This window comes from Aliarcobacter faecis (assembly GCF_013201705.1).
Classification (GTDB): Bacteria; Campylobacterota; Campylobacteria; order Campylobacterales; family Arcobacteraceae; genus Aliarcobacter; species Aliarcobacter faecis.
The window spans coordinates 20,511-42,977 of the sequence record NZ_CP053837.1; the positions used below are offsets into that span (position 1 = coordinate 20,511).

The following is a 22,467-nucleotide window of genomic DNA, read 5'->3' on the forward strand; positions in this document are numbered from 1 at the left end:
TATAAAAACTATACAGAAGAATTATTCTTCTGTATAATCATATAACCCAGAGCTTAAATATCTTTCACCAGTATCACATAAAATAGTAACAATAGTTTTACCTTTATTTTCAGGTCTTGAAGCCACAATTTTTGCTGCTAGAGCATTTGCTCCTGAAGATACACCTACAAGTAAACCTTCTGTTTTCGCTAAATTTCTTGAACTCTCTATTGCATCATCATTTGCAATTTTAATAACTTCATCATAAATCTTTGTATTTAATACATCAGGTACAAAACCAGCACCAATACCTTGTATCTTATGAGGACCAGGATTTCCACCACTCAAAACAGGAGATGCTTCAGGTTCAACAGCAATAATCTTTATATTAGGATTTTTTGCTTTTAAAACTTCACCAACACCAGTTAATGTTCCACCAGTTCCAACACCAGCAATAAAGATATCAACTTTTTCATCTGTATCTTTTAAGATTTCTAAAGCTGTAGTTTCTTTATGAATTGCTGGGTTTGCTTCATTTTGGAACTGTTGTAAAATAATAGAGTTAGGAGTTCCCTCTTTTAACTCATTCGCTTTTTCAATAGCACCTTTCATACCTTTTTCAGCAGGAGTAAGAACTAATTTAGCACCTAAAGCTTGAAGAAGTCTTCTTCTTTCAATACTCATAGAAGCAGGCATTACAAGGATAAGTTTTAATCCTAAAGCAGCACTAACACTAGCTAATGCAATACCAGTATTACCACTAGTAGGCTCTATTAAAGTTGAATCTTTGTTTATAAGACCATTATTTAGAGCAACTTTTATCATATTTGTACCAATTCTATCTTTTACTGAATGGCTTGGATTCATAAATTCACATTTACCTAAAACTGTTGCACCACTTGTGTGACTTGCATCTTGTAGTTTTATTAGTGGAGTATTCCCTATTAATTCTGTTATATTTTTTGCATATTTCATCTTTTCTTCCTTTCAAATGGTTCTTATTTAAAAGAGAACCTAATTTTATATTTATTTACTTTTTAAAGTGGGGATTGAAAGTCCCTAAAAAGTAGTAAAAACCATGCAATGAGGTGAAATTTCGCCTCGTGCGAACAAAAGGGCTTTGAGAACAAAGCCTTACTTAAATATTGTAATGTAAAAATTGGTTATATCTACCTTGATACTCATCTAATTTTGATAAGTTTAAATCAAAAATCTCTTTCATTTTCTCTTTAGATTCTTCAAAAAATAGATCTAAAATTGGATTATCAACCTTTGAATCAACTATTTTTATATCATCTTCAAGAGCAACTAAAATATCAACTATTTTTATATCTTCAGGACTTTTTGCCAAAAGATAACCACCTCTAGCACCTCTTATACTTGTAACTAATTGAGCTCTTCTTAATTTACTTAAAAGTTGTTCCAAGTAATTTTGTGGGATAGAGGCATTTGCTGAAATATCCCGTATTTGCATGGGAGCATCACTTGTATGGCGACTTAACTCATACATAGCAGCTAAACCATAAACTCCTTTTGTCGAAATTAAAGGCATATTACATCCTTAATTTAAAGCTTGATTTAAATCTTCAATTAAATCAACTGTATCTTCTAAACCAATAGAAAGTCTTATAGTTATTGGATTTACACCAGCTTTTTTTAACTCTTCTTCACTTAATTGTGAGTGAGTTGTTGAAGCAGGGTGAACAATAAGTGATTTACTATCTCCTATATTTACAACAACAGAGAATAGTTTTGCACTATCAATTACTTTTTTAGCCTCTTCAAATGTACTAACTTCAAATGATATTAATCCACTTGCTAATCCATTTTTAAAATATTTTTGTGCTTTTTCATAATATTTATCACTTTTTAATCCTGGATAACTTACATTTTTAACTTTTGGATGAGATTTTAAAAACTCTGCAATTTTTAAAGCATTTTGTGAATGCTTTTCTACTCTAAGGCTTAAAGTCTCTAAACTTTGAATTAATAGCCAAGAGTTAAATGGTGCAGGAGTTGCTCCAATATCTCTTAAAAGTGATAATCTAGCTCTTAAACAAAAGTTTGGTAATGGAACATCTGTATAAACAAGACCATGATATGAAGCATCTGGAGTTGAGAAGTGAGGATATCTTGCACTATTATTTTTGAAAAACTCTGCTAAATTATCTCTTTCAACTATAACTCCACCTAAAGCTGTTCCATTTCCACTTGTATATTTACTTGTAGAGTGAACAACAACATCAACTCCCCATGAAATTGGATTAAACAAACTTGCAGTTGCAACTGTGTTATCACATATAGTTATAATTCCATATTTTTGTGCAATTTGTACAATTTTTTCAATCTCTGGAATTGCAATTTGTGGGTTTGATAGTGATTCAAAGAAAATTCCTTTAGTTTTATCATCTATTAGACTTTCTAAATCACTAGCATCATCACTTTTAAAAGTTTTAACACTAATTCCAAATCTTTTTAAAGTAAAATGGAAAAGAGTTACACTCCCACCATATAATTTATCTGAGATCAAAATATTGTCTCCACTTTCAGCAATATTTGCCACTGCATAAAATATTGCACTAGCTCCACTTGCAGTTACAAGAGCAGCAGCTCCATTTTCAAGTTGTGCATATCTTTGCTCTAAAATATCATTTGTAGGATTGTTTAATCTTGTATAAATTGGTCCTAACTCTTTTAGTGCAAATAGGTTTGCCGCATGTTCACTATCTCTAAAAGCATAAGCTGTTGTTTGAGAAATTGGAACTGCCATCTCTCCATTTCCACTCTTTTTATCATATCCAGTATGGATTGCAATAGTATCTTTTTGCATTTTTTCTATCCTTTGTTTTTTAATCAGATTTAAATTTATGCAGAATTATAAACAATTTTATTTAAATTGTCAAGCTTTTTAATCAAATTTATATAAATATAGTATTTATAGGGCTTTTGTAATATCTGTACTATTTTAATCAAGTATGAATTATAGATTAATATATTTTTTGATAAAATACCTAAAAATCAATATTTAAGAAGATAAATTGATAGAGAAATATAATATTTTTGATGAAATTCCAATAGATAAAAAAGAAGAGAAATTTTTTGAACTTTTTAAAAATGAGACTATAAAAGTAGAAAAAATTGTTTCAAATGGACAAAAATCACCTGAGAATTTTTGGTATGAACAAGAAAAGAGCGAGTATATTTTACTTCTTAGTGGCTTTGCTATTTTGGAGTTTGAAGATTGTGAAGTAGAATTAAAAAAGGGTGATTGTTTGAATATAAAAGCAAAACAAAAACATAGAGTAAAGTTTACAAGCCAAAATGAACCAACTATTTGGTTTGCAGTTTTTTATTAAGGAAATATTTTGAAAATAGCAATAATTGGAGCAGGGGCTTCAGGAATAATAGCAGCAATTACAGCAAAAAGATTAAATAAAGATTTACAAATTGATATTTTTGATGCAAATAAAAGTATAGGAAAAAAGATATTAGCTTCAGGAAATGGAAGATGTAATATCTCAAATACGACAATTTCATCAAAAAACTATATTGGAGAGAATCCATCTTTTGTTGAATTTGCTTTAAAAGAGTTTGATTTCAAAGCCTTTGAGAAATTTTGTAAAACTATTGGGCTAATGCTAGATATAAAAGAGAGTGGAAAAGTTTACCCTCTTTCAAATGAAGCCAAATCTGTAACAAATCTTTTACAACTAGCTTTAGAAGAGTTAGATATAAATATTTTTTGTGAACATTTTGTGCAAAACTTAGATAAAAAAGAGAATAAATTTATAGTTAAGGCAAATGAAAAAGAGTTTAAAAATTATGATAAAGTTCTTATCTCTAGTGGTTTAGGAGCAGCTCCTCAACTAAATGCTACTGAAATTGGGCTAGATATCGCTTCAAAATTTGGACATAGTTTTAATCCTACATATCCATCTTTGGTTGGACTTCAAACTCAAGAAACTTACAATGGAAAACTTCAAGGTGTAAAAAAAGAGTGTAATGTCGCTTTATATGTAAATGGTAATTTTGAACAAGAGATTTTTGGTGATGTACTGTTTACAAGTTATGGAGTTTCTGGATTTGCTATATTAGATATCTCCCAAAGAGCTGTTTTATCTTTGAGTCAATATTTTGATGTAGAGCTTAGAATAAATTTTTCCCCTAAAATAAATGTAAATGATTTGGCAAATCAAATTCAAACTTTGTTTAAAAATTTACCAACAAAAAGGGCTGTTGATATTTTAATAGGGCTTGTATCAAATAAAATTGCTCCTATTTTACTAAATATTTGTAAGATTGATATAAATACAAAAGCAAATGAGATAAATATCAAACAGATAAAATCTTTAGCTCATCAATTAAATTCGTGGAAATTAAAAGTTATAGATACTCAAGGTTTTTCTCATGCAGAAGCTAGTGGAGGAGGAGTAAAAACTAGTGAAATTGACAATAGAACTTATGAAAGTAAACTTTGCAAAGGGCTATATTTTGCTGGAGAGGTTTTAGATATAGTTGGTAATAGAGGTGGATATAATCTTCATTTTGCATGGGCAAGTGGGTATTTGGTTGGTAAAAGTTTTAGTAAATAAATTATTCATTTATAATTATAAGAATTAATAATTAGATTGATATAACATAATAAAAATTATTTAAAATTTAGATATTATTATAAAAATTTAAGTTTAAAGGTATTGTGATGAAAAATTTAACTGCAAAAAAGAAGTTATTAATTTTCCCTATCTTGTTCATTTTAATAATGATAATTTCAGCAATTTTATATAAAACCTCAATGAATCATATTGAAAATAGAACAATAATTACAGAAAAAGCAAGTAAGATAACAAATGATCTACTTAAAGCAAGAATAAGTGTTTATCAATTTTTCTTAGAGACTACAAATGAAAAAAAAGATAGTGTAGTAGGAAATTTTAAAAATTTAGGTAAAGAAGTTTTAAATCTTAAAGGTATGATACATGTAGAAAAAAACATAAAATTATGTGATGAGAGTATTTTACTAATAGAAGAGTATTTATCTATTTTTGAAAAAATGTCAAATTTAAAATTAAAAGACGAAGATAATAATTTTAGTAAATATTCAGGTGATATTCAAAGAATGGCTTCAATAGGAAAAGATTTAGAGGCTAAGATTTTTACATTAAATGAGAATCTTATAAGTATTGGAAATAGTGCAATAAAAGATCTAACTCTATATTTGGCAATTTTAGGAGTAGTAGCAACTATCATCTTTATACTGATTTCTATATTAATCTCAAATAGTATTGTAAAATCTTTATTAAATGCAAAAGAGGGGCTTTTAAGCTTCTTTAAGTTTTTAAATAGAGAATCAAATAATATTATTAAACTAGATGATAGTTCGAAAGATGAGTTTGGAGAGATAGCAAAACTTATAAATGAAAATATTAATATAGTTCAAGATACAATAGTAAAAGATAATGAGTTAATTGCTGAAGCAAAAGCTGTAATGATAAGAGTTAGAAATGGATGGTATTATCAAACAATAGATAAAACTACACCAAATGCTTCACTAAATGAGTTTAAAAATGAATTAAATGAGATGATAAACCATACTAAAGAGAGGTTTGTTCATATAAATGAAGTATTGGCTTCTTACTCAAATTATGATTATAGAACAGTTTTAGAGTTAGGTGATGATGATGAGGAAGGAGGAGTTCTTGAAAAAATGATTACAGGAATTAATGCTCTTCAAAAAGCAATTACTTCAATGTTAAAAGATAATTTAACAAGTGGTGTAAAACTTGAGGATTCTTCAAAAATATTAATAGAAAATGTAAATAAGTTAAATACAAGTGCAAATGAAGCGGCAGCTAGTCTTGAAGAGACAGCAGCAGCTTTAGAAGAGATTACAAGTACAGTTGTAAATAATACTAACAATGTTATGAAGATGCAAGAGTATTCAAGTCAAGTTAGTAATTCAGCTAAAATAGGTCAAGAAATGGCTAGAAATACTGCAGTTGCAATGGATTCGATTACAAACCAAGTAACAAATATAAATGAAGCAATAACTGTAATTGACCAAATAGCATTTCAAACAAATATTCTATCTTTAAATGCAGCAGTTGAAGCAGCAACAGCAGGAGAAGCAGGAAAAGGCTTTGCTGTTGTTGCTCAAGAGGTAAGAAATCTAGCAAGTAGAAGTGCTGAAGCAGCAAAAGAGATTAAAAATATTGTTGAAATTGCAACATCAAAAGCAAAAGAAGGAAAAAATATCTCTGATGAGATGATAAAAGGATATGAGGATTTATTAAACAATATTGAAAAATCTGCTTCAATGATAGTTGAGATTTCAAATGCTTCTAAAGAGCAACAAAGTGGAATTTCTCAAATCAATGATGCAGTTACAATGCTTGATCAACAAACACAACAAAATGCTGCAATTGCCTCAAGAACTCATGAAATTGCAAATGATACAGACTCTATTGCAAAACATATAGTAGAAGATGTTATAGAAAAAAGATTTTTAGGAAAAGATGAGATAGTTGAACAATCAAGAAAAACATCAAAAACAGAGATTAAAACTACTCTTAAAAATGACAATTATAAAGAGAAAAAAGTAGTTAAAAAAGTCGAACCTATAAAGGCAAAATCAAGTGATGATGAGTGGGAGAGTTTTTAAAAACTCCCACCCAAAGTTTTAAAAATTTCAACTCTATTTTCTAACTCTTCTAAATAGGTTTGTACTAAATTTTTTTGAGAATTTATATAAGCTTTTTGTGCAATTAACATATTTAAATAACTTCCATACCCAATTTTATATGAGTTTAAAGCTATATTATAAGCATCTTCAACCACTTTTGTAAGCTCTTTTTGATTTTGTAATTTTGTATAGATATTTTTTCTAATAACTAAGGCATCATTTACCTCTTTAAATGCTGTTTGAATCCCTTTTTGATACTCATTTAAAGCAATCTCTTTTTGTGTATGGCTTAAATTTAGTTTAGCACTATTTTCACCAGCACTAAAAATTGGAATATTAATTGATGGGCTTAGTTGCCAAAAACTATTTGAATTTGAGAAGAGATTATTTAAACTTGAACTTGCAAATCCTGTTTGTGCTGTTAGAGTAATATTTGGGAAAAAAGCAGCTCTAGCTACACCAATATTTGCATTCTTTGCTCTTAATTTATATTCAAGCTCTTTAATATCTGGTCTATTTAAAAGTATATTTGAGTTAATTCCCGCTTTAAGTAAAGCAACATAACTATCATCTTTTTTTAAACTATTTGGAATTAATTTTTCGTTTAGATTTGAACCTAATAATAACTCAAGAGAGTTTATATCAATTTGCACTAGATTTTCATAAGTTATTATCTGATTTTGACTCTCTTTTAACATAGCAAGACTAGAAAGAACATCTTCTTTACTTATAACTCCAGCTTGAAATTTCTTATTAGTTAATTCATAAACACTATTTAGATTTAGGTTTATCTCTTTTTGTAAAGCTAGATTTTCAAGATTACTAGCTAGGCTTAAATAAGAGTTTATAGTTTGTGAAATAAGAGCTAATTTTGTAGAATCTAATGCATATTGTGTAGCAAAAAAGCTATTTTTTGCAGTATCATTCAAACTTCTATTTTTTCCAAATAAATCAAGTTCAAAAACTGTTCCAACCGTTGCTTTATAGCTATTTTTTATAACTTCATCTTTTTTTTCTCTACTAAAATTTCCATTTGCATCTATTTTTGGATATAAATTTGACTCTTCAATTCTATAAAGTGATTTTGACTCTTCCACTCTTAAAAGAGCTATTTTTAAATCTTTGTTATTTTCTAAAACTAAATTTACAATAGATTTTAGATTTTCATCTATTAAAAAGTTATCTAAGCTTATATTTTCACTCTTTTCTATTTGTTGATAGTTTTTAAAGCTATTTGGAATAATATCACTATTATTTAACTCTAAATTTGGAGCCATTGATACACAAGAGGTAAAGAATAGGGTAAAAAATGAGAGACTTAGAGATTTTTTAAACATTTTTTACCTCTTTTGAAAATAGTTTTTTAATAATTATAAAAAATAGTGGTACAAAAAATATTGCTAAAATTGTGGCACTTATTGTTCCTCCTAAAATTGCAGTTCCTATTGCAATTCTACTATTTGCCCCAGCTCCACTTGAAATAGCAAGAGGAATGATACCTGCAATAAAAGCTAATGAAGTCATAATTATAGGTCTTAATCTTAGTTTTGCCCCTTTTATTGCAGCTTCAAATAAATCCATTCCATCTTTATATGCACTATTTATAAATTCAACTATTAAGATGGCATTTTTACTAGCTAATCCCATAACAGCTAAAAGTGCTACTTGAAAATATACATCATTACTTAAATCTCGTAAAAATATTGCTAAAACAGCACCTAAAACTCCTAATGGAACAACGAGTAAAACAGAAAATGGAACACTCCAACTCTCATAAAGAGCAGCTAAACATAAAAAGACAACTAAAAGAGAGATAGAGTATAAAATTAGTGTTTGATTACTTGCAATTTTCTCTTGATATGAAGCTCCACTATATGCATGCATTATTCCATTTCCTAATTTTGAAGCCATACTATCCATCTCATTCATAGCATCTCCTGAACTAACTTTCTCTGCTGCACTACCTTGAATTTCATAAGAGATAAAACCATTAAATCGTGTAAGCTCTTCTGGTGCATAAACCCAAGAAAAAGAGCTAAATTCACTAAAAGCAGTCATATTTCCATTACTATTTCTTACTTTCCATTTGTATAAATCTTCAGGAGTACTTCTAAAAGGTGCATCTCCTTGAATATAAACTCTTTTTACCCTTGTTCTATCAATATAGTCATTTACATAACTTCCACCCCAAGCTGCACTTAAAGTTGTATCTATATCTTTTATATTAATACCTAAAGCTAAAGCTTTATTTGTATCATAAGAGATTTTAAGTTGAGGAGATTCTTCTGTTCCATCTGCTCTTATTGAGCTTATTTTTGGGTTATTATTTGCTTCTTGAATTAATCTATCTTTTGCATCTTTTAACTCTTCTCTACTTAAATTTGAACTAGCAAGTAGTTGGAACTCAAAACCATCACTAGACCCTAGTCCTTGAATAACACTAGGATTTATAGTAAATACTCTAGCATCTCTTATGAAATATTTACTTTTTGGGTCATTAAAAGCTTTTGTTGCTCTTTTTGAGATTTCATCAACATGATTATTTTTATCTCTTAAATCCCAATTTTGCAAAGATACATAAGCAGTTCCTACATTCTGACCACTACTTCTACTACTAAATCCAGAAATTGTAAAAATAGTATTTAAAGCCTCACTCTCTTCTTGCATAAAATAGTCTCTTACGATATTTGCTACATCAACTGTTCTTTGTGCAACGGCACCAACAGGTAATGTATATTGAACCATAAGGCTTCCTTGATCCTCTTTTGGTAAAAAGCTTGTAGGAAGTTTTATAAAAATATAGCTAGAAGATAGAATAATAATAAGATAGAACATCATCCATCTTTTTGGAGCAAAAAGTAGTTTTTCTACCCAAGATTTATATCTATTTGTAAAGTTCTCAAATTTATTATCAAACCAAAAGAAGAATCCACTTCTCTTTTCTTCCTTTTTATTATGAGGTTTTAAGATAGTTGAACATAGTGCTGGAGTTAAAGTTAAGGCAACAATAACAGATAAAACCATAGATGAGATAATTGTAATTGAGAATTGTCTATATATTATTCCTGTTGAACCACTAAAAAATGCCATAGGTAAAAATACTACAGATAAAACAGTTGTAATTCCTATTAAAGCACTAGTTACTTCATTCATAGATAAAATTGTTGCCTCTTTAGCATTTAAGCCTTTTTCATTCATATTTCTTTCAACATTTTCAACTACAACAATAGCATCATCAACTAAAAGTCCTATTGCTAAAACAAGTGCAAACATTGTGAGAGTATTTATTGTGTATCCAAATATATTTAAAACAGCAAAAGTTCCTAAAAGTACAACAGGTACTGCAATGGCTGGAATAAGTGTTGCTCTAAAACTTTTTAAAAATAAAAACATTACTAAAACAACTAAAACTATCGCTTCAATTAAAGTTTTTACAACCTCATTTATTGAAGCTTTGATAAAATGAGTAGTATCTCTTGGATATGCTATTTTATAACCTTCTGGTAAAATAGATTCAGACTCTTTTAAAAACTCTTTTACTCTATTTGAAGTAGCAACAGCATTTGCCCCACTTGCTAGTTGTATTGAAATACCTGAAGCTGGGAAACCATTTAATGCTGTAACATTACTATAGTTTTGAGCTCCTATTTCAACTCTTGCAATATCTTTAATCCTAACAATACTTCCATCTAAATTTGATTTTAAAACAATATTTTCAAACTCTGGAACAGTTTGAAACATACTTCTTGCTGTTACAACAACAGATAGTTGTTGATTGTCAAGTGTAGGCATAGCTCCTAATCTTCCCGCACTAGCTTGTGAATTTTGGGCTAAAATTGCATTTTCTACATCTTTTGGAATTAAGTTATAACTTTCAAGTTTGTATGGGTCTAGCCAAATTCTCATAGCATATTGCCCACCAAAAACCTGTACATCACCAACACCTTCAATTCTTGAAATACTATCTTGTAAATTACTTACTAAAAAGTCACTAATATCTGTTTTTTCAGCTTTCCCTGTTGAATCATATACACTGGCCATCATTAGAAAATCACTTTGTGATTTAAAAACTCTAACCCCTTGTCTTTGTACATCTTCTGGAAGTCTTGATATTATTTGATTTACTTTATTTTGAACTTGAACTTGTGCAATATCTGCATCTATTTCTTGACTAAAAGTGATTCTTATTCTTGAACTTCCAGCAGAGCTTGAACTAGAAGAGAAATAAATCATTCCATCAAGTCCTGTTAGTTGTTGTTCTATGATTTGAGTTACACTATTTTCTACAGTTTTAGCATCAGCTCCTGAATATGAAGCATTTATATTTATTTGGGGTGGTACAATATCAGGATATTGTTCTATTGGTAAAATATAAAGGCTGATTACACCACTAATCATAATAATAAGTGAAATTACCCAAGCAAATATTGGTCTAAAAATAAAAAATTTAGCAATCATCTTTTAATCTTTATCTTGAGTATTTAAATCTTTTGGGATAACTACACTTCTACTATTTATTTTGTTTAATCCTTCAACAATAATCTTATCTTCTTGATTTATTCCATCTAAAACTAGCCATTTATTATCTATCGCTCTTTGTGTTTTTAATATTTTTGTTATAGTTTTATTTTCATTAGTTATTAAAGTAATTATTGGATTTGCTTTTTGGTCCCTTAAAACTGCTTGTTGAGGTACTAAAAAGGCATCAATTTTATTTTGGCTTTCAAGTGTTGCTTTTACAAACATTCCAGATAGTAAAAGATTATTTGGATTAGAAAAAACAGCTCGTAAGGTTACAGTTTGACTGCTTTCATCAACACTTAACTCTTTTGCTTCAAGTTTTCCTTTTATACCATAATCTTTATTGTCATCAAATTTAAGTGTTACATTCATATTATCTTCAAAATTCATAAGGTTTTTTAGATTTAAAATCTCATTATAAGATAGTGTTAAATCTACAAAAACTGTTTTTGTATCTTTTATATTTGCTAACTCTTCACTTTGATTTGCATTTACTAATGCTCCAACTGTTACATTTGATATACCAATATATCCACTAATTGGTGCTTTTATCTCACATCTATTTAGATCTATTTTTGCACTTTCAAGTTCAGCCTCTCTTTGTTTTACTAAGGCAATTGCTTGAAGCTTTGAAGCTTTTATATCATCAACTTCTTGTTTTGAAATACCATCAAATTTTATCAACTCTTCTGCTCTTTTATTTTTTGCTTCAAGACTTTGTAGATTTGCTTTTGCACTATTTAATAAAGCTTCAGCTTGATTTACATTTGCTTTATATGTTGCACTATCAATTTTATATAAAATATCCCCTTGTTTTACAAAGCTTCCTTCACGAAAAAGTTGTTTCTCTATAATACCACTAATTTGGGGTCTTATAAGTGCAATCTCTTTTGCTTTAACCTTTCCTAAAAGTTCAATTTGTAAATATACAGGCTCTTTTTTGATATTTATAAAGCCAACTTCAATGGGTATTTGATTTTGTGTTTTTGATTGTTCTTTTTGTTCACAAGAACTTAAAAAAAGTGTTATAAAAAATAGTAAAAAAGTGGTTTTAATAGATTTCAAAATAGTAAACCTTAGATAAAAATTTATAGATTTTATAATAACTTTATTAACCAAATTTTAATATTAAAACTAAATTTTAATAGAACTTATTCAAGAAAGGTTGTAGCTAAATATGGATACTATAACAACAAGTAATTTTTTTAAAGGCAAAAGAATGAGTAGAATATTAGATGATTTAGTACAATCTGAATATAACTGTAATGTAGCATTTTATATTCATTTAAAAGAGTTCAATCAAAATGTAAGAGATGAACTAGAAAAAAGAGTAAGTGAAGTTTTTTTCTTCTCAAAAGGTGTAAATTGGAAATTTGATAGTTTTGGTATTGAAAAAGCAGGGGAGAGAAAAACAGAGATTTTAGGATTTTTTATCTTTAGAACAGCAGAAGTTGAAAAGTTAAAGAAACTATTTTTAGATGAGTTTAAAGATTATTCTAATGCAATAAAGATTAGTTGTTCTGTTGCAAAATATCAAAAGGTTTGTGAAGAGTTTTTTGAAATTAATATATAAATAATTAATATATCAGTTACTATAAGTGATAAGTAGTAACTGATTTTAATTAAAAGATATGATATTTAAATTCCACCACCATTTTCAAAAGTTATTAAATCTTTTCCAATAAACTCGTTTTTATCAGCATATTCAACTATTATTTTTGAAATTTCACCAGTTGAAGTTGCTACATTATGTGCTTGAGAGGCTACCATTGCATTGTTTTGAGTTTGACTATCAAGTCTATTTACAGCATCATTTATCTGTTCAATTCCTGTTAATTGTTCTTTTGATGCATTTTGAATATCATCTATTAAATCCATAGTTTCTGAAATATTTAAATTAAGCTCTTTATACCCTATAATCATATTTGAAGCTATATTCTTCCCTTCATTTGCCTTTTTTGTGGCAAGTTCAACTATATCTTTTATCTCTTTTGCAGCTTCAGCACTTCTACTTGCTAAATTTCTAACTTCTCCAGCAACAACAGCAAATCCTTTTCCTGCTTCTCCTGCTGTTGCTGCTTCAACAGCAGCATTAAGAGATAGAATATTTGTTTGAAAAGCTATATTATCTATAATTCCTATAGCTTCTTTTATTAAATTTACCTGTATATTTATATCATCCATTGCTAGAGAAGTTTGATTTGCTAATGTTTCTCCTTGATTTGCAGAAGTTGTAACATTATGTGATAAAATAGCCATTTTCTGAATATTTTCAGTATTATTTCTAATATTAGAAGTTATCTCTTCAAGTGCAGCAGCAGTCTCTTCTAAACTTGTAGCAGCTTCATTTGAAGATATATTTAATGTATCCACATTTACTAAAAGTAAGTCAGCACTATTTTTTAAAGTTAAACCATTTGTTTTATTATCAATTAACATTTGTGTTATTGAATCACCCAATGTATTTACACCATTTGATAGTTTTAAAAGGTGTTGTTTTAGATTATATGTTGGTATTTTATCTAAGTAGTTATAGTTACTATATTTTTCTAAGATATTTAAAACACTATCAATATTATTTTCTAAGTTATCTGCCATTTTATTTAAAATTGATTTTAGCTCCATTAAAGCAGGATTTTTAACACTTAGATTTAATCTTTGGCATAAATCACCTTGTTCAAATTCACTTAAAACTGCTATTGTTTCGTCTATTAATATTCTATCTTCTTCTATTCCTTTTTGAGTTTTTAAGATATTTTCATTTACTACTTTTGACATCTCTCCAAATTCATCTTTTGAACTAATATTTATTAGGTTTATCTCTTTAGATTCTCTATTTAAATAAGAGAAAAATTTTAATAATCCCTCTTTAAAGCTCTCTATAGAATTAATAATAGAGTTAGAAATAAGTATAGAGAATAATATAAATATAGTAATAGCTACTACACTTAAAATTAATAAATCTGTATTTAAAGATGAGTAAGCACTATCTCTAAGTTTTATTGAACTTTGATTTATCTGCATAATCTCTTCTTCAAGATTTAATCCAATTTTCACCATTTGGGCAATTTTTTGTAAAATATTGTTTGTCTCTGGTTCTTGATTTAAAGAATTTACTATTTTATCTTGAGAGAAACTTTTAAAAAGTTCAATATAATCTTTAGTATGATTTATAATATTATCACAAATCTTTTGATTCTCTTGGCTTACTAAACTATCTTTAAGTTTTGATATATCTACAATCAAATTATTAAAATTGCTTAAAACTAATTTTTGATTTTGTTCTGTTGGAGTTCTCAAAAATTGATAAACAGAGATTCTTCCTTTTAAATTACTTTGTACAAGCTCTTCTGTGATAATTGCAATATTTGTTCTTTCAATTGCATAATCACTAAAATATTTATAGATTGTTGCTGAACTTATAACAATAAAAATAAATAATGTTGGAAAAAACAGTAATTTCTTCCTTGTACTGATATTATTAAAGGTAAACATTTTTAACTCCTTTTATATTTCACCTATTTAATTAGAATTATATAAAAGAAATATAAAATATAGCTTATAAATAAATAGTTGATTAACACAATCAACTATTTATAGCTACGAATTATTAAAAAAGATATAAAAGAGATTATTGTAATACTTATAGATATTATAAAGAACCCTTCATCATGAAAGTTTAAAGTAAGAGAAGAGATTAATGCTCCCAGCCCAAATTGTAAGACACCAATAACACCACTTGCAACTCCAGCATTTTTTGAGAAATGTTCAATAGCAAGAGACATACAATTTCCAAAAATAAATGCCATCATACTCATATAACAAGCAAGTATAATTACCATTAAAACTAAGTTCATCTCTTTATGAATTAGAATAAAGATTATTCCAACAATAATTTGGATTAAAAGAGCACTTTTTATGATATTTAAAGCTTTATATTTTTTTAGTAAATTAACATTTACTTTTATCATAAAAATTAGAATAATAAAATTTATACCAAAGAATAGAGGAAAATAGTCTGTTGAAATATGAAAATATTCAATATATATAAATGATGTTTTTGAAATAATAATAAAAAATCCACCAAAACTTAAAGCCAAAACTAACATAGCTTTCATTGCAGTTTTATGAGTTAAAACTATTTTATATGATTCAAAAATAGACTGTTTTACATAGACAAAACTCTCTGGTAAATCTTTGTAAATAAAAAATGCAACAAGTAAAGCATAAATTGTTAAAAATATAAAAACACCTTCCCAAGGGAAAAAGTGAATAATAAAAGCTCCAATAACAGGTGCTAAAAGAGGTGCTAAACTTCTTACCATTCCAATAAGTGAAAAAACTTTTGCTGCTTCTTGCCCGTTAAATCTATCTCTTACCGCAGCAGCTGCATTTACAACTGTAATTCCACCAAAGAATGCTTCTAAAAATCTATAAACCCAAAGTTCATAGATATTTGAACTAAAAATGATTAAAAAACTAAAAATTGCATATCCTAAAAGCCCAATAATTGAGCCAAATCTTCTTCCATACCTATCAGATATTGGACCACCAAATATCTGTCCAATTGAGAACCCTATTAAAAAAATTGCTAAAGATAATTCAACTTTATGGATATTTACTTCAAAATATTTCGCAATTTCTGGAATAGAAGGTAAATAAGTATCAACTCCCATAGGAGCAACTGATGATAAAATAGATATTAAAACTATTAAATATATATGATTAATTGATTTTTTCATAAAAACTCTTTATAATTTATTATTGTATAAATGTAGGTAAAATATTTTAAATAGATAGAAATTGTAGCAAAAAGAGGATACTTTTATCCTCTTTTATATATTTTACTTATTTAAGCATACTATTTAGCATCCATAAATCTTTTTCAAGTTTTGCAACTTTTTCATCTGCAAATGCTTCTGTTCCTTTATCTGTAACTTCACTTGCACTTTGACTTAGATTTTTGAAAGCTTTTAATAAGTATTCAAAATCTACGATTATTTTTTCTACAATCTCTCTTGATTTAAAGCTATCAGCAGTTTCAGTTTTGATTTTTGTAGCTTTTATTAATTCATCTAAAGTTAAAAAAGGTTTTTCACCTAAAATTATTGTTCTTTCAGCCATATCATCATATAAAACTGACATTTGATTGTAAAGACCTTCTGTATATGAATGAACAGGATGAAAATCCATACCTTTTACATTCCAATGATAGTTATGAATTTTTATATACAGTGCATGAGCATCTGATTGAATTTGTTTTAATTGTGTTACTACGTTTGACATAATTTAATCCTTTTTAGTAAAATGTGAAATCATTATATAACCAAAAAATCTATTTGTCAATAAATTATCTTACTCTTATAACTATTCTTTTATAATTTTTAAAATCTCTAAAGGGTGTTTTACAATAAAATCAGCACCATTCTCTTTTAACTCTTTTTCACCTCTAAATCCCCATAAAACGCCAATTGCTTTCATATTTGAACTTTTTGCTGTTTGCATATCTACTTTTGTATCACCTACAAAATATATATCTTCACAAGGAATATTTAAAGATTTTGCAATATTTATTGCTGCTATTGGGTCTGGTTTTTTTGGTACATCAGCTTTTTGTCCATGAATTTCTATAAAAGGATAATTTTTAAAAATCTCTTTTACATATTTTTTTGTCATAAAATCAGGTTTATTTGATAAAACTGCTAAATTACAATCTAATTTTACAAGTTCATCTAAAAGCTCAAAAATTCCATCATAAGGTTTTGTATTTTTATGAAGATTATCATCATAAAGCTCTTTAAATCTTTTTGATAGCTCATTTTTTAATGACAAATTATCTTTTAATACATTATCAACTAGAACATCAACTCCATAACCAACAAAATATTTATATTCATCTATTTCATATGTTTTTAAATTTAAACTTTTTAAAACTTCGTTCATGCAAATTGCAATATCATCTATAGAATTTAGTAAAGTTCCATCTAAATCAAAAATTAAAGTAGTTTTTTTTTGCATAATTTCTCCTTTTTTTCGTAGTTTAGCAAAAAATAATATTTTTTCAAAATATAAAGTTAAACTAATAAGTAACAAAGTAGTTTAAAGATGTGTAGAAAAGAAAAGCCCTTTTTTAGGCTTTTTTTGAAAAGTGTAACTTTTTGTTAATTAAAAAAGAGCAGTTTGTAAAATAATATTAATATTATATAAAGTATAGTTTGAATATGGTTATAATACCAATTGTTTATCAAATATGATAAATAGTTGTATAAAATTACAAAATTTTCATATTTTGAATATAGTCTTTAATAAAACATAATAAACGGAGTAAAAGAAAGATGAATGCATCAGATTTATTTATAAAAGCATTAGAAAATGAAGGTGTTGAGTACATTTTTGGTGTTCCAGGTGAAGAGAACTTAGATTTCTTAGAAGCTATGAGAAAATCAAATATTAAACTTATATTAACAAGACATGAGCAAGGTGCAGGATTTATGGCTGCAACTTATGGAAGATTAACAGGAAGAGTTGGAGTTTGTTTATCAACTTTAGGCCCTGGAGCTACTAACTTTGCTACAAGTGCTGCTTATGCACAACTTGGTGGAATGCCTATGATGATGATCACAGGTCAAAAACCAATTAAAAAATCTAAACAGGGAAGATTCCAAATCGTTGATATCGTTAGAATGATGAGACCAATGACTAAATTTGCAAAACAAATTGTAAATGCTCATAATATTCCATCAGTTGTAAGAGATGCATTTAAAATTGCTACAACAGAAAGACCAGGTGCTGTTCATATTGAATTACCAGAAGATATTGCAGATGAAAAAGTAGATGCTGATACAACTATTTATCCAGTACAAAATGTAAAATATCCAGTTGCTGTTGATGATGTTATTAATGAAGCAGTTGCTATGATTGAAAAAGCAAAAAGACCTTTATTATTAATTGGAGCTGGAGCAAATAGAACAAGAATTGGAAATACATTAACAGATTTTGTAAATAAAACAGGTATGGCATTCTTCTCTACTCAAATGGGTAAAGGTGTTGTAGATGAAAATCACCCAATGTGTTTAAGTGCAGCTGCATTATCAAAAGATGACTTTGTTCACTGTGCAATTGAAAGAGCGGATTTAATTATTAATGTTGGACATGATGTTATTGAAAAACCACCATTTTTTATGTCAAATAAAGAGGGTGCTACAAAAGTTATGCATGTAAACTTCTTTCCAAGTGAAGTAGATGATACATATTTCCCACAAATGGATGTTATTGGAGATATTGCTGGAAATATCAAAAAATTTACAGATAAAATTACAGTTCAAGCTCACTGGGATTTTGATTACTATACAAGATTAGCAGATGAAATTAGAACAAGATTATCTAAATATTTTGGTGATAATAGATTCCCAATTTTACCACAAAGAGCTGTAAGAGCTATTAGAAAAACTTTAGCAGATGAAGATATTGTAACACTTGATAATGGTGTTTATAAAATCTGGTTTGCAAGAAATTATAGATGTGCAAAACCAAATACATTATTATTAGATAATGCATTAGCTACAATGGGAGCTGGATTACCTTCAGGAATGATGGCTAAAATGATTAATCCAAATAAAAAAGTTGTAAGTGTTTGTGGAGATGGTGGATTTATGATGAATTCACAAGAGATGGAAACAGCAGTTAGATTAGGATTAGATTTAACAGTAGTTATTTTAAATGATAATGCTTATGGAATGATTAAATGGAAACAAACAGGAATGGGATTTGAGTCATTCGGACTTGATCTTGGAAACCCAGATTTTGTTAAATATGCAGAGTCTTATGGAGCAAAAGGTTATAGACCAACTTCAGTAGAAGAGTTTGAAAAAACTTTAGAGCAATGTGTAAATAGTAAAGGAGTACATTTAATTGATTTAGCAGTTGATTACTCTTTAAATCATGCAATTTTAAATGAGTTATTACCACAAAAAGCTTGTATGGTATAAGCTTAAGCTAAATAAAAAGGGGCTTTAAATTTAAAGCCCCTTTTTTTAATCTTAAAATATATAAAGGAGAAAATATGAGTACGATAGAAGTTACATCACCATTTGATGGAAAAGTAGTTGGAACTGTAAATTTTAATACATTTGAAGAGGTTGAAGCAGCTATTGATTTAGCACATAAAACTTTTATAAATAAAGATGGATGGTTACCAAAATATAAAAGAGTTGAAATTTTAGAAAATGTTATGAAAATTATGAGTTCTCAAGTTGAAGATCTTACAATTCTTTGTGCTAGTGAAGGTGGAAAACCTTATATGGACTCTAAAGTTGAGATTTTAAGAGCAATAAATGGTATTAAAATAGCTATTGAACATCTTAGCGTATTTGAAGGTAAAGAAGTTGCTATGGGACATACAAATACAAGTGCAAATAGATTAGCTTATACATTTAAAGAACCAATAGGGGTTGTTGCTGCAATTTCTGCATTTAACCACCCTTTTAATTTGGCAGTTCATCAAGTAATTCCAGCTATTGCAGCGGGATGTCCAGTAATTATTAGACCAGCAACTCAAACTCCTATGAGTGCGGTAAAATTAGTTGAGATTTTAAAAGAAGCAGGGCTTCCAAATGGATGGGCTCAAGCTGTTGTTTGTGATAGAAAAGGTGGAGAATTACTTGCAACATCTCCAAAAACTGCATTCTTAACATTTATTGGTTCAGGAAGTGTGGGTTGGTACTTAAACTCAAAAGCTAGTGATGGAACAAGAGTTGTATTAGAACATGGTGGAGTTGCACCTGTAATAGTTGAAGCTGATGCTGATATTGAAGATATGATTCCAGCTTTAGCAAAAGGTGGATTCTATCATGCTGGACAAGTTTGTGTTTCTGTTCAAAGAGTTTTTGTTCAAGAGTCAATCTGCGAAGAAGTTGCTACTAAATTAGCTGCTGCTGCTTCAAAACTTATTGTTGGAGATCAATTAGATCCAAAAACAGAAGTTGGACCACTTATTAATAATGGTGAAGTAGATAGAGTTGAAGAGTGGGTAAACGAAGCAGTTTCTAAAGGTGGAAAAATTTTAACTGGTGGAAAAAGAATCTCTAACTCTTGCTTCCAACCAACAGTTATTTTAAATCCTGCTGAAGATGCTTTAGTTTCAACTAAAGAGGTATTTGGACCAGTTGTTTGTATTTATTCATATAAAGATTTAGATGAAGCAATTGCAAGAGCAAATCAACTTGATGTTTCTTTCCAAGCAGCAGTATTTACAAAAAATATTGATAAAGCTTTAAAAGCTGTAAAAAGATTGAATGCAACAGCAGTAATGGTAAATGACCATACTGCATTTAGAGTTGATTGGATGCCATTTGGTGGAGCAAAAGTATCAGGTCTTGGAATGGGTGGAATTCCACACTCAATGCATGATATGAGTGTAGAAAAAATGATGGTTATAAAATCACCAGTTTTATAATTTGTGATTTTTTGATATTATAAAGCTAAGGTTTTTTAACCTTAGCTTTTTTTATTTTTAGATAAAGGATATTTGTTATGAATTGGGAAGAAGTAATAGATTTAGAAAAACAGAAAGATTACTATAAAAGTTTAAAAGTACAAATTGATGAAAGATATGAAGCTACAAGAGTTTTTCCTGAAAAAAAGGATATTTTTAAAGCTTTTTCTCTCACAAAACTTGATAATCTAAAAGTTGTAATTCTAGGACAAGACCCTTATCATGGTTTTGGTCAAGCTCAAGGTTTAGCCTTTTCAACTCCAGCAAATATTAAAAATCCACCTTCAATGCAAAATATACTAAAAGAGATATATGATGATTTACAGAAAACTTCACTTTGTATAGATGGAGATTTAACACCTTGGGCAAAGCAAGGGGTATTACTTTTAAATACAGTTTTAACAGTTGAAGAAGGAAAAGCTGGAAGTCATCAAAATATGGGTTGGGAGATTTTTACAGATAATATTATTAAATATATTAGTCAAAATTGTAAGGATATTGTATTTTTATTGTGGGGAAGCCCTGCTATACGAAAAAAAGTTTTAATAGATGAAAGAAAGCATCATATTTTAACAACTGTTCACCCAAGCCCACTTAGTGCATATAGAGGATTTTTTGGTTGTAAACATTTTTCAAAAACAAATGAAATTTTAATATCTTTAGAAAAAGAGGCTATTCTTTGGTAGAATTGCTAAAAATATTTATAACTCTTGATTTTATTTTTCCTAAAGATAGTTTTATTGCCGAATATTTCATGACTCTTGCAGCTTCTTTCCATTTTTGTTTTTCATAACAAGGAGCTGGACAAGTTCGACATCTTGGTTTTATATCGTGAGGACATCCTTGAAGTCTATTAAAAGAGTAAGATATTGCTTCGTAACATATAGGACATAAATTTAACTCCAAAAAAAACTTTTTTTCTTTATATTCTAATACTTCAAGTCTTATTTTTTGGTTTTCATGTTTATCTATGCAGTATAATTCATAAAATTTTTTGAGAGTGTTTATCTCAGATTCAAATTTTTCATGTGTCATTTAGGTTACTTTAATTTTACTTTATAAGATTTTTACATACAATAATTAATATAAAATTGATAGGTATCAATATAATGGAGAATAAAATGGGAAGTTTGCCAAAAAGAGATGATGATTATAGTTTTTTTAATTTTTTAGATCCAAAAGATTTAGAAAAATTAAAAGATATATCATTTAAGAAATCATATAAAAAAGATGAAATACTATTTTATAAAGGAGATGAATCTAAATATCTTCATCTTTTAGTTAGAGGTATTACAAAACTATATACACATGATTTTAAAGATAATGAAGTAGTAATTCATAATCTTATGGGACCTGCATTAATAGCTGAAATTATGAATTACGAAGAGATGAATTTTTTAGCAAATTGCTCTTTTGAAACAGATGCGGAGGTAATTTTAATAGATTATAAAAGATTTAAAGAAGAATTTTTACAAAAACCAGAGATTTCAATGTTTTTTATAAAATCACTTACTAAAAAGATAAAATTTTTAGAGAATTTTATAAACTATAATATTGCACTAAATAGTATGGAAAAGATCGCAAAATTTTTATATGAAAATGAAAGCTTATTACCAAGTTTAAAGCAGGTAAAAATTGCACAAATTTTGAACATAACTCCCGAGACTTTCTCAAGACAACTTTCAAAGCTAAAAAAAGATGAGATTATACAAAATGAGAAAGGTTTTATTAAAATTTTAAATCATAAAGCATTAAAAAAATTCATTACTTCGTTATAGAAAAATATATTTTTATG

General features: G+C 28.0%; 19 protein-coding genes. 8 read left to right on the forward strand and 11 right to left on the reverse strand.

What is annotated here, in order from left to right; all coding sequences use genetic code 11:
* Positions 1–21: 21 nt before the first annotated feature.
* The 3 genes from cysK to AFAEC_RS00130 all read right to left on the reverse strand — a co-directional run bounded on the left by cysK (position 22) and on the right by AFAEC_RS00130 (position 2,809).
* Complete coding sequence (cysK, locus tag AFAEC_RS00120; protein ID WP_027391056.1) at positions 22–954, reverse strand: cysteine synthase A; 933 nt, start codon at positions 952–954, stop codon at positions 22–24.
* A gap of 163 nt (positions 955–1,117) precedes the next feature.
* The gene (locus tag AFAEC_RS00125; protein WP_026806552.1) at positions 1,118–1,531 is read right to left on the reverse strand and encodes an RrF2 family transcriptional regulator; all 414 of its coding nucleotides are present in this window, start codon (positions 1,529–1,531) and stop codon (positions 1,118–1,120) included.
* A 9-nt stretch (positions 1,532–1,540) separates the two neighbouring features.
* Positions 1,541–2,809: an O-acetylhomoserine aminocarboxypropyltransferase/cysteine synthase family protein gene (locus AFAEC_RS00130; protein WP_026806551.1), complete on the reverse strand. Its 1,269-nt coding sequence runs from the start codon at positions 2,807–2,809 to the stop codon at positions 1,541–1,543.
* Positions 2,810–3,017: 208 nt separating this feature from the next.
* Between AFAEC_RS00130 and AFAEC_RS00135 the strand changes: the two genes are divergently transcribed.
* From AFAEC_RS00135 to AFAEC_RS00145, 3 genes are all read left to right on the forward strand, one after another.
* On the forward strand, positions 3,018–3,335 hold the full coding sequence (locus AFAEC_RS00135; RefSeq protein WP_026806550.1) for a cupin domain-containing protein: 318 nt from the start codon (positions 3,018–3,020) through the stop codon (positions 3,333–3,335).
* Positions 3,336–3,344: 9 nt separating this feature from the next.
* A complete protein-coding gene (locus AFAEC_RS00140) occupies positions 3,345–4,571 on the forward strand; it encodes a BaiN/RdsA family NAD(P)/FAD-dependent oxidoreductase (RefSeq protein WP_026806549.1) in 1,227 nt (408 codons plus the stop codon).
* A gap of 107 nt (positions 4,572–4,678) precedes the next feature.
* Positions 4,679–6,637 carry a methyl-accepting chemotaxis protein gene (locus AFAEC_RS00145; RefSeq protein ID WP_225442379.1) on the forward strand — a complete coding sequence of 653 codons (1,959 nt, stop codon included), beginning with the start codon at positions 4,679–4,681 and terminating at the stop codon, positions 6,635–6,637.
* Here AFAEC_RS00145 and AFAEC_RS00150 read toward each other — a convergent pair.
* Genes AFAEC_RS00150 through AFAEC_RS00160 form a run of 3 tightly spaced genes read right to left on the reverse strand, consistent with a single transcriptional unit; the run spans position 6,634 to position 12,244 of the window.
* Positions 6,634–7,995, reverse strand: coding sequence for an efflux transporter outer membrane subunit (locus tag AFAEC_RS00150; protein WP_026806547.1), 1,362 nt, complete (start codon positions 7,993–7,995; stop codon positions 6,634–6,636). The two genes, AFAEC_RS00145 and AFAEC_RS00150, sit on opposite strands and share 4 nt — an antisense overlap.
* The gene (locus tag AFAEC_RS00155) at positions 7,988–11,116 is read right to left on the reverse strand and encodes an efflux RND transporter permease subunit (protein WP_026806546.1); all 3,129 of its coding nucleotides are present in this window, start codon (positions 11,114–11,116) and stop codon (positions 7,988–7,990) included. Before AFAEC_RS00155 ends, AFAEC_RS00150 begins: the two co-directional genes overlap by 8 nt.
* Before the next feature lie 3 nt (positions 11,117–11,119).
* Positions 11,120–12,244 carry an efflux RND transporter periplasmic adaptor subunit gene (locus AFAEC_RS00160; RefSeq protein WP_026806545.1) on the reverse strand — a complete coding sequence of 375 codons (1,125 nt, stop codon included), beginning with the start codon at positions 12,242–12,244 and terminating at the stop codon, positions 11,120–11,122.
* A 154-nt stretch (positions 12,245–12,398) separates the two neighbouring features.
* On the opposite strand from AFAEC_RS00160, the gene AFAEC_RS00165 reads away from it, so the two are divergent.
* Entirely contained in the window at positions 12,399–12,752 is a 354-nt protein-coding gene (locus AFAEC_RS00165; protein WP_026806544.1) for a hypothetical protein, read from the forward strand.
* Between the two features lie 65 nt (positions 12,753–12,817).
* Here the strand turns inward: AFAEC_RS00165 and AFAEC_RS00170 are convergent, their stop codons facing one another.
* The 4 genes from AFAEC_RS00170 to AFAEC_RS00185 all read right to left on the reverse strand — a co-directional run bounded on the left by AFAEC_RS00170 (position 12,818) and on the right by AFAEC_RS00185 (position 17,197).
* Positions 12,818–14,674: a methyl-accepting chemotaxis protein gene (locus tag AFAEC_RS00170; protein ID WP_034216705.1), complete on the reverse strand. Its 1,857-nt coding sequence runs from the start codon at positions 14,672–14,674 to the stop codon at positions 12,818–12,820.
* A 95-nt stretch (positions 14,675–14,769) separates the two neighbouring features.
* Complete coding sequence (locus tag AFAEC_RS00175; protein WP_081754542.1) at positions 14,770–15,921, reverse strand: multidrug effflux MFS transporter; 1,152 nt, start codon at positions 15,919–15,921, stop codon at positions 14,770–14,772.
* Between the two features lie 106 nt (positions 15,922–16,027).
* On the reverse strand, positions 16,028–16,465 hold the full coding sequence (locus AFAEC_RS00180) for a Dps family protein (protein ID WP_026806542.1): 438 nt from the start codon (positions 16,463–16,465) through the stop codon (positions 16,028–16,030).
* Positions 16,466–16,546: 81 nt separating this feature from the next.
* The gene (locus AFAEC_RS00185; RefSeq protein WP_034216704.1) at positions 16,547–17,197 is read right to left on the reverse strand and encodes an HAD family hydrolase; all 651 of its coding nucleotides are present in this window, start codon (positions 17,195–17,197) and stop codon (positions 16,547–16,549) included.
* Between the two features lie 317 nt (positions 17,198–17,514).
* On the opposite strand from AFAEC_RS00185, the gene AFAEC_RS00190 reads away from it, so the two are divergent.
* From AFAEC_RS00190 to ung, 3 genes are all read left to right on the forward strand, one after another.
* Entirely contained in the window at positions 17,515–19,167 is a 1,653-nt protein-coding gene (locus tag AFAEC_RS00190) for an acetolactate synthase large subunit (RefSeq protein ID WP_026806540.1), read from the forward strand.
* Between the two features lie 74 nt (positions 19,168–19,241).
* A complete protein-coding gene (locus AFAEC_RS00195; protein WP_026806539.1) occupies positions 19,242–20,633 on the forward strand; it encodes an aldehyde dehydrogenase family protein in 1,392 nt (463 codons plus the stop codon).
* A gap of 77 nt (positions 20,634–20,710) precedes the next feature.
* Complete coding sequence (gene ung / locus AFAEC_RS00200; protein WP_026806538.1) at positions 20,711–21,358, forward strand: uracil-DNA glycosylase; 648 nt, start codon at positions 20,711–20,713, stop codon at positions 21,356–21,358.
* Here ung and AFAEC_RS00205 read toward each other — a convergent pair.
* Positions 21,345–21,707 (reverse strand): nitrous oxide-stimulated promoter family protein, encoded by a 363-nt coding sequence (locus AFAEC_RS00205; protein ID WP_026806537.1) that lies wholly within the window; start codon positions 21,705–21,707, stop codon positions 21,345–21,347. The genes ung and AFAEC_RS00205 overlap by 14 nt on opposite strands.
* A 74-nt stretch (positions 21,708–21,781) precedes the next feature.
* On the opposite strand from AFAEC_RS00205, the gene AFAEC_RS00210 reads away from it, so the two are divergent.
* Positions 21,782–22,450: a Crp/Fnr family transcriptional regulator gene (locus AFAEC_RS00210; RefSeq protein WP_225442380.1), complete on the forward strand. Its 669-nt coding sequence runs from the start codon at positions 21,782–21,784 to the stop codon at positions 22,448–22,450.
* The last annotated feature ends 17 nt before the right edge of the window (positions 22,451–22,467 follow it).